This is a genomic window from Desulfosporosinus sp. BICA1-9, from assembly GCF_000802135.1.
This window is the reverse complement of the sequence record NZ_JUEE01000148.1, coordinates 1-6,209: the sequence shown is the minus strand read 5'-3', so window position 1 is coordinate 6,209 and position 6,209 is coordinate 1. Positions and strand designations below refer to the sequence as shown.

At 47.5% G+C, this 6,209-nt stretch carries 6 protein-coding genes and 1 pseudogene; all 7 read left to right on the top strand.

Going from position 1 to position 6,209, the window contains the following annotated elements; translation table 11 throughout:
- Nucleotides 1–704: pseudogene (locus JL57_RS18410) on the top strand (NADH-quinone oxidoreductase subunit D); the annotation flags it as partial.
- Nucleotides 705–729: 25 nt separating this feature from the next.
- On the top strand, nucleotides 730–1,797 hold the full coding sequence (nuoH, locus tag JL57_RS18405; protein WP_034140330.1) for an NADH-quinone oxidoreductase subunit NuoH: 1,068 nt from the start codon (nucleotides 730–732) through the stop codon (nucleotides 1,795–1,797).
- Between the two features lie 4 nt (nucleotides 1,798–1,801).
- Nucleotides 1,802–2,203 carry an NADH-quinone oxidoreductase subunit I gene (locus JL57_RS18400; RefSeq protein ID WP_034140331.1) on the top strand — a complete coding sequence of 134 codons (402 nt, stop codon included), beginning with the start codon at nucleotides 1,802–1,804 and terminating at the stop codon, nucleotides 2,201–2,203.
- A 2-nt stretch (nucleotides 2,204–2,205) separates the two neighbouring features.
- Nucleotides 2,206–2,709: an NADH-quinone oxidoreductase subunit J gene (locus JL57_RS18395; RefSeq protein ID WP_034143438.1), complete on the top strand. Its 504-nt coding sequence runs from the start codon at nucleotides 2,206–2,208 to the stop codon at nucleotides 2,707–2,709.
- Nucleotides 2,706–3,050, top strand: a complete 345-nt coding sequence (gene nuoK / locus JL57_RS18390) for an NADH-quinone oxidoreductase subunit NuoK (protein ID WP_034143437.1) — start codon at nucleotides 2,706–2,708, stop codon at nucleotides 3,048–3,050. The genes JL57_RS18395 and nuoK overlap by 4 nt, the downstream gene beginning before the upstream one ends.
- A 182-nt stretch (nucleotides 3,051–3,232) precedes the next feature.
- A complete protein-coding gene (nuoL, locus tag JL57_RS18385; RefSeq protein WP_034143436.1) occupies nucleotides 3,233–5,185 on the top strand; it encodes an NADH-quinone oxidoreductase subunit L in 1,953 nt (650 codons plus the stop codon).
- Nucleotides 5,185–6,209: NuoM family protein (locus JL57_RS18380; RefSeq protein ID WP_034143435.1), on the top strand; the 1,025-nt coding region annotated here is incomplete at its 3' end. The genes nuoL and JL57_RS18380, both read left to right, overlap by 1 nt.

Genomic DNA, 6,209 nt, shown 5'->3' with positions numbered 1-6,209 from the left:
GAGATCGTGAACGGATTTGTGATATGTATGAAATGACCGCAGGAAGTCGCTTAACCGTGAACATTATGCGCATTGGAGGAATGAGTGCAGAGCCACCGGAAGAATTCTGGCCTGCCTTAAAATCATTCCTTGATGACACACCTGAGATGCTGGAAGAATATTATGGTATCTTTTTTGGCAATGAAATTGCTATGGGTCGGTTAAAGAACGTGGGTATCTTATCCAAAGAATTGGCGGAAAATCTTTCGATCACGGGTCCAGTCTTACGAGCCTCTGGTGTCAATTACGACGTGCGTAAAGCAGAACCCTATAGTATCTACGATCGGTTTGACTTTGATGTGCCGGTTCGAACAGGGTGCGATAGCTATGATCGTACTATAATCCGGATGGACGAGATTGTGGAAAGTATCAAAATCATTAAACAGGCAGTCCGTGACATTCCAGACGGTCCGATTATGGCCAAGGTACCCAAGGTTATTAAACCTCCGGTGGGGGAAGTATATCACCGCGTTGAGAACCCCAAAGGAGAACTAGGATTTTATATTGTCAGTGATGGAACGACTAAGCCTTCACGGGTCCGTATCCGACCAGCTACATTCATAAACTTACAAATGCTCCCAATAATAGCCAAAGGCTGGAAAATTCAAGATGTTGTAGCTATTTTCGCCACCTTAGATGCTGTATTGGGTGAAGTTGATAAGTAGTAAATTGCGATGAGGGGAGAATAAGATGGAGACTCTAAATTATCTGCTGGAGACTCTAGATAATCTGTTTTTGATTATTGCGGCTTTCATCCGTAGTCTTTTTGCGGATCCCCACTCAGTTTGGGCTAATTTAACCATGAATGTGATAAATTTTATCATCGTGGTTATCATTGTTGTCCTGGCTGCTTTGATTTTGATCTTACTTGAACGCAAAGTAGCAGGTTGGACTTCACAAAGGCCAGGGCCCAATCGTCTCGGTCCGCGCGGATGGTTCCAGACTATAGCTGATGCCTTAAAACTCATGGGCAAAGAAGATGTTACCCCTGCAGGTGCTGATAAGTTCATTTTCAAAGTTGCACCGATGATTATTTTCTGTCTCCCAATGATGACCCTGGCAGTCATACCCTTTGGGGATGGACTGGCACCGATTAATCTCGATTTAGGTATCTTTTACTTTGTTGCCATCTCCTCAATTTCAACCTTAAGCTTCTTAATGGCTGGCTGGGGATCCAACAATAAATACTCGTTACTCGGCGGCATGCGAGCAGTTGCCCAAATGATCAGTTACGAAATTCCCTTACTCTTTTCATTACTTGGGGTCGTCATGATCACTCAATCCTTTAACTTAGGAGTGATTGTAGAAGCTCAAGGAACGGTTCCTTTCATAATCCTTCAACCTTTAGCTTTTGTAATCTTCATTATTGCAGGTTTGGCAGAACTGAATCGTGCACCGTTTGACTTAGTTGAAGCGGATCAGGAGGTTGTAGCCGGACCGTTCACAGAGTATACGGGACTTCGCTGGGGATTATTTTTCCTTGGTGAATACGGGAACATGACCGCTGTGTCGGCACTTGCTGCGACAGTATTTTTAGGCGGTTGGCAAGGTCCTGCTTTCTTACCGGGATATGTTTGGTTCTTTATGAAAGTTGGAGTTATCATTTTCTTTATGATGTGGGCTCGTTGGACCTTCCCGAGAATACGTATTGACCATTTAATGCACTTAGCTTGGAAGGTCTTGTTACCACTTTCAATTTTAAACATTTTGTTAACGGGTCTGGGAATTTACATTTACCGATTCGTGATGGGAGGGTGACACAGTGTTTGGTAAAGGTCTACTACAAGGTCTAGGCATCACATTCAAACGCATGGTCGGTCCGAATATCACTGAGTTTTACCCTGAGGAAAAACCGAACCTTCCGATTAGGGTGCGTAGTTCCATGGGGCTTGAAAAGGATAAGTGCATTTCTTGCAATATGTGCGCGATGGCCTGCCCTAACTCAGTCATCAAATTGACCAGCGAAAAGAATGAAGCCAATAAAAAAGTTCTCAAAACCTATCATATGGACGTGGGTCGCTGTCTGTTCTGTGGTATGTGTGCTGAAGTCTGTCCAACCAAGGCTTTAAAGGTAACTCAAGACTTTGAAAACGCAATCTATGAGCCGGACGACATGCAGTGGGATATGATTCAACGCGCGGAGCGAAAAGGGAAGGTGGAGTGAGCATGGGCACTATCGTTTTCTTTATTTTTGCGATCCTGTCGATTGCAGCCGCTTGGGGTGTTGTGACCTCCAAGAACATTGTGCATAGCGCGCTTTATCTAGCCCTATCGTTTTCGGGAGTTGCCGTGCTCTATATCCTCTTAAATGCCGACTATTTGGCAGCGGTGCAGTTGTTAATTTATACGGCAGCGGTCTCCTTGATGGTCGTCTTCGCAGTCATGCTGACTCTGCGTGGAGATATCTGTGATAGCAATCCAGAAAACCGTAGTTGGCTAATGGGAGCACTGATCTCGGGTTCAGTCTTTGTGATCATGGCGCTGGTGATTCTCTCCAATGCGGACTGGCGTGTTTTGGCCACTCCATGGACGAGCGGTGGCTCAGCAGAGGACCTTTCGCTCCTGTTACTCACTCGTTATATGATTCCATTTGAAGCAGCGGCTGTCTTGCTTACCGTAGCCTTAGTCGGTGCCGTGATCTTGGCGAAGGGAGTGAAGGAGAGCAAATGAGTTTAGCAAATTTTAGTGTCGGACTTTCGACGTATCTCTTGGTGGGCGCGATGCTCTTTTGTATCGGACTTTACGGGGTCTTTGCCAAGCGAAATATTATTGCAGTCCTGATGTCCATTGAGCTGATGCTTAATGCGGTTAATATTAATTTTGTGGCGTTCAACCGGTTTATTTGGAACGAAAAGATTGACATTCACTATGTGCTGACAGGGCACGTGGCGGCGCTTTTCGTGATCGTCGTAGCAGCCGCCGAAGTGGCGGTAGGACTGGCCTTGATCATTACGATTTATCGTAACCGTCAATCGACCAATGTCGACGAATTAACTTGGTTGAAGTGGTAAGGCATATGAAAGAAAATAACAAGTCAAAGATGCCTTGGATATTTTGCGTCAGACAAGGAGGTATGTTTACCTCATAGCGGGGCTATTAGGTGAACATGCCGACGCAGTATGACACAAAATAGACTGGCATACTGACTGGTTATTTACTTGAATGTGCCGATGAGAGACTATGGAGAAGGTAGGTGTTCAAGGAAATGCATGATCTCTTTCAGTGGGCGTGGTTAATTCCTGCGTTGCCCTTCTTGTCGTTTCTAATCATCGCCTTTATCACGAAGCGATCCAAAGGACTGTCTTCCACAGTGTCGATTCTGGCGATTCTCGCCTCGTTGGGCTTAGCGATAGCGATAGGCCTCGGCGTTATTCAGGCGGGCGAAAAAATTGTGGAACATCCAGCGATCGTAACGGTGAATTGGCTGAGTATTGCGGGGTTAGAGATTGATTTTGGGACCATCATTGATCCCTTAAGTGCTATGATGCTGTTCGTAGTGACCCTAGTAGCCTCGATGGTACAGATTTACTCCTTGGGCTATATGCACGGGGATGAGGGTTTCTCACGGTATTATGCGTACCAGTCATTGTTTGCATCCTCCATGCTGGGCATGGTTCTAGCAACGAACTTGTTACAATTGTTCATTTTCTGGGAATTAGTCGGACTCTGTTCCTATTTGTTAATTGGCTTCTGGTTCTTCAAAGTATCGGCACGGGAAGCTGCCAAGAAAGCGTTTATGACCACCCGGGTCGGAGACTTCGGCTTACTGCTTGGGATGCTGTTCCTCTATACGAAGTTTGGAACCCTGGATTTTGTGGCACTATCCGCCGCCTTAAACACCAATTTTCAGGATGTCTTAGTGGTTGGAACGGCAGGCTATGTGACGATCACGGCGTTCCTGATCTTTATGGGACCGGTGGGAAAATCGGGCCAATTTCCGCTGCACGTCTGGCTCCCGGATGCCATGGAAGGTCCAACCCCTGTGAGTGCCTTGATTCATGCCGCCACCATGGTGGTAGCCGGGGTTTATTTAGTCGCTCGCATGTATTTTCTGTTTGATGTTGCCTCCCCGGAAGCGCTGCAGTTTATTGCAGGGTTAGGGGCGTTTACCGCCATCTTTGCGGCCTCGATTGCCATCGTCCAAGATGACATTAAACGGATCCTGGCTTACTCGACCTTAAGTCAACTGGGCTATATGATGTTTGCACTGGGAGTCGGTTCCTACTCAGGCTCCATGTTTCACCTCATGACCCATGCCTTCTTCAAAGCCTTAATGTTCTTAGGCGCAGGTTCCGTCATTTACGCCTTGCATCATAAACAAAACATTTGGGATATGGGTGGACTTTGGAAAAAGATGCCGATCACCGGAACCACCTTTTTCATTGGGGTCTTAGCCATCTCCGGCATGCCGCCCTTTGCAGGATTCTGGTCGAAAGACGAAATCCTCGCCAACGCCTTGCATAATGGGCATCCCATTATTTATTCAGTCGGTCTGTTTACGGCCTTCTTAACCGCCTTTTATATGTCAAGACTGTTCTTTGTCGTCTTCATGGGACCGGAAAAAGCCGAAAACCATCCTCATGAATCCCCTTGGAGTATGACCATCCCCCTCATGATCCTCGCCTTCTTCAGCGTCTTCGGGGGATTTGTAGCCTTACCCGAGCATAATTTTGCTTACTATGTCCGCTATGGAGAATTCCATCATGAAGCCATCGCCTGGGGCTTAGCCGGAATTTCCGTGCTGGCGGGAGCGCTGGGAATTGGTTTGGCTTACGCTACCTACGTCAAAAAAGCGATCTCAGCCGAGAATGTTGCTGCCCGCTTCCCCTTCGTGTATAAAGTCCTCAAAAATAAATACTATGTGGATGAGCTCTATCTCTGGATCATTCATAACCTCATGGATGGCTTGGGTAAAGTCCTGTACTGGTTTGACATCTATATCGTTGACGGAGTGGTCAATGGACTAGCCCTGATCACGCGCGGCAGCGGCAAGGTTCTCCGTCGGACGAACACAGGACAACTACAAACGTACGCTATGGTGTTCTTTATCGCAGTGGTCGTCATCTTCTTAGTCTTCGCCTTTGGAGAAGATCAACTGACGGCGCTTAAGTTTAACCCCTTAGCAACGCTAGGAGGTGTGAAATAATGTCGGTACTACCAACCGTGGATTCACTATCCCTGCTTCTGCCCTTCACGCTCCTAGCCCCGTTAGTGGCCATGCTCTTGATCGTCTTCTTACCTAAGGAAGAGGCCAAAACCATAAAACTCGTGGCAGCGCTGGGTATGTTCGTGTCTTTGGTGCTCTCTCTTTACGCCTTCTTCACCTATCAATGGGCAGCGGGTGGAATGCAGTTTACCTTAACGATACCCTGGGTTCCGGATCTCGGGGTCAACTTAGCCTTGGGCGTCGACGGCTTAAGCTTACCCATGCTTCTGCTGACCAACCTGATCGGGTTCGCGTCGATCTATGCCTCCTGGAATATTGATAAACGAGTCAAAGAATACTTTATTCTGTTGCTGATTTTGATTGCCGGGGTTATGGGAACCTTTATTGCCCGCGACCTGTTTATCTTCTTCCTCTTCTATGAAATCGTGGTTATTCCAATCTACATCATGGTCATCATCTGGGGAAGTACGAAACGGGTTAGCAAAGAATACGCCGGAATGAAGTTAACCATTTACTTGCTGATTGGATCGGCCTTCCTGCTGGTCGGCATGGTCGCCCTTTACCTGGCAGCCGCCGTCAATGGTAATCCAACCTTTATGTTTGATGAACTCGCGGCAAGGCAAGACCTCTTTAGTCCAGCCTTCCAAAAGGTCGCCTTTGCCTTAATGGTGATTGGTTTTGGATCCTTGATCTCCATGTTCCCCTTCCACTCCTGGTCTCCTGACGGATATGCCGGTGCGCCGACGGCCGTGAGTATGATTCACGCAGGCGTCTTAAAGAAAATTGGGGGCTATGGCTTAATTCGGTTAGGGGTTTATGTCCTGCCGGTGGGTGCCAGTTTCTGGGCACCGTACATTGCCACGCTGGCTGTGATCAGCGTCCTCTATGCGGCCTTCATCGCCTTGGCGCAAAAAGACCTCAAATATGTGGTCGGATATTCCTCCGTCAGCCATATGGGCTACGTGATCATCGCCATCGCGGCCTTGAACCCGACAGCCGCTAC